Raw genomic sequence first — 299 nt, forward strand, 5'->3', positions numbered from 1 at the left:
ATCTACGACCTGGCGGTAAAAATGTGTATATGGAAAACAAGACCGAGATGGAATGGTTGCGTGATTTCTATAAGGTAGCTCAACAAGGTGGACGCAATGCCCGTGTGCCTATGATGAACTTCTCCAAGTTCTGGGAAGCGAATGAGCTGATCGAGATGAAGTGGAATGAGAAAAACGCGCAATTTGTTCGTTTTCGTGATTTCCGTGAAGATCCTGTGATGAATCCATTAGGTACACCAAGTGGCAAGATCGAGATCATCTCTAAAACCATTGAAGGCTACAAGCTAGAAGACTGTCCT

General features: G+C 44.1%; 1 pseudogene. It reads left to right on the top strand.

Annotation, left to right across the window (positions count from 1 at the left end):
- Positions 1–299: pseudogene (locus tag AB4585_RS27880) on the top strand (trimethylamine-N-oxide reductase TorA); the annotation flags it as partial.

The organism is Vibrio sp. 10N.222.49.C9 (assembly GCF_041474985.1).
In the GTDB taxonomy this organism is placed as follows: Bacteria; Pseudomonadota; Gammaproteobacteria; order Enterobacterales; family Vibrionaceae; genus Vibrio; species Vibrio crassostreae_C.